At 57.7% G+C, this 2,017-nt stretch carries 2 protein-coding genes; both read left to right on the top strand.

What is annotated here, in order from left to right:
• The first annotated feature begins 772 nt into the window (after positions 1-772).
• Positions 773-1,243 carry a helix-turn-helix domain-containing protein gene (locus CFB82_RS41345; protein WP_089487942.1) on the top strand — a complete coding sequence of 157 codons (471 nt, stop codon included), beginning with the start codon at positions 773-775 and terminating at the stop codon, positions 1,241-1,243.
• The gene (locus tag CFB82_RS43815; RefSeq protein WP_218829105.1) at positions 1,240-1,788 is read left to right on the top strand and encodes a transposase; all 549 of its coding nucleotides are present in this window, start codon (positions 1,240-1,242) and stop codon (positions 1,786-1,788) included. The genes CFB82_RS41345 and CFB82_RS43815 overlap by 4 nt, the downstream gene beginning before the upstream one ends.
• Positions 1,789-2,017: the final 229 nt, after the last annotated feature.

The following is a 2,017-nucleotide window of genomic DNA, read 5'->3' as shown; positions in this document are numbered from 1 at the left end:
AGCAGCGCGAGGGCGTGATCATTGCGAACCTCGTGAACCGGTGGAACAGCTTCGGCAAGGCGATTTGCGTCAAGACAGCCTAATTGCGCCCGCAACCAACTGAGCGCATACCCTGTCGAACAAAGCCCGTGTGTTGCTGCTTCGGTATCTTCAACATTTTGCTTTCCATTCCGTCGAGTTTACCCGACCTCTTGGAGAGCGAAATTTCGGGGGAAGCTCAACCAGCCACCCACCAGGCCCGGTGACAACACCCCCCGGATCATGACTGCGACTGGGGGCGGGAATCATGCCGGGCCTGGCTGGCCAAAGCCCCGATTATCGGGGCGTGAAGATAGAAACGGGGGCAAGCTCAACCATCAGATTTACATCAGGATTCTCTGTAACGGACGGGGAACACTACGGGTGCAGCATGGGGTTAGGGGCTATCGACATACGGAGCACACATGCGAACGCCCAAAATCGCTCGTATGGTAGGGAGCGAGGAGCCCCGCTTGCGGCGTTTGGCTGAGCCAAACGAGCGACGCAGCCGTGTGGGCGATTTCACGCATTCCCTTGGAATCTATTTCAAATTTGGGGTTGCTAAAAGAGCGGCTGCTCGCTGCGTTGCGCTCCTTGCGAATACGTTCGGTATTCCTTGCGGCGCACGCCTCGCGAGTGACTGTTCTCGTGGCATCGCATGCACGCTTCGTATGTAGTCGACCCTAGTAAGGGTTGCTGGTAAACGTGTTTTAAGTTTGTTAACTTCGGCAAATCGCATACGCCGGAGCCCTGCATGAAGTGCGTCGTTGTACTGACTGAAGCCGAGGAGCAGACGTTGCAGCAGTTGTCGATCAACCATCCCTACCAGGACATGCGCATGCGGGCAGCCGCTCTGTTGATGCTTGCGAGTGGCAAGCTGCGTTCGGTGGCCGTCGGCGCGAAGCTCAGTGTGAGCGGTCAGTCGGTCTACAACTGGGCCCACACGTGGCGCGAACAGGGTGTGATCGGGCTGCTGGTCAAGATCGGTCATAAATGCGGACGGCCTCGCGCGTTGAGTGACGAGATGATCGCCGCGGTCGTGCGCATGGCCTCGGTCGAACCGCTGACGCGCGAGCAAATCGTCCAGCGTCTCGAGGCTGAATTCGGTCCGTTGCCGTTCGGACATCTCGATACGCTGAGCGTGGCGCTCAAGCGGGAGGGCTTTACGTTCAAGCGCAACCGCCTGTCGCTAAAAAAAAGCGCGACCCAGAGGCATTCGCCGTGAAACAAGCCACGCTCGACAAACTGCAGCAGGCCGCTCGCGAGAACGCCATTCGCCTGCTCTACCTCGACGAGGCAGGTTTTTGCGAATCGCCGCCAGTTCAGCGTAGCTGGTCACCACGAGGCTTGCCTCACGAGATCGAACCGAACACGCACTGCCGCCGTAGTGTTCTTGGCGCCCTGGACTACGGCGCGAACTTGCTGATCCACGCTACCCATGCCCGCAGCATCAAAGGCCCAACCGTTGTCCGCTTTATCGACGATCTGCTCACGGTGGACGATGACCGTCCGACCGTGATCGTGTTCGATAACGCGAGCATCCATCACGGCATCGACGAAGCGACACGGGATCGGAGGCTGATCGATCACAAAGCTGTCCTGTTCTATCTTCCCGCCTACAGTCCTGAACTCCACAAGATCGAGATCATGTGGCGGCAACTGAAATACCGATGGCGGCGCTTCGTCACCTGGACCAAGGAAACCATCGGCGCTGAACTGGCCGATCTACTGGCTGGCTATGGAGCCAAATTTCAAACCAGTTTCTCTTGAACACTTAAGTGTTTCTTGTAAACCGTCTTGAGATTTGTTAACTTCGGCAGAGCCTGACTGCCGGAGATCTGGATGAAGTGCGTCGTTGTACTGACCGAAGTCGAGGAGTTGACCTTGCAACAGTTGTCGATCAACCACTGGCACCAAGACATCCGCACGCGGGGGGCGGGCGTGCTGATGCTTGGACAGCGACTCAAGGTTCCGGTGATTGCCAAGCGTCTGGGCGTCA

The organism is Burkholderia sp. HI2714, from assembly GCF_002223085.1.
Lineage (GTDB): Bacteria > Pseudomonadota > Gammaproteobacteria > Burkholderiales > Burkholderiaceae > Burkholderia > Burkholderia lata_D.
This window is presented reverse-complemented; position numbering and strand designations above follow the sequence as displayed.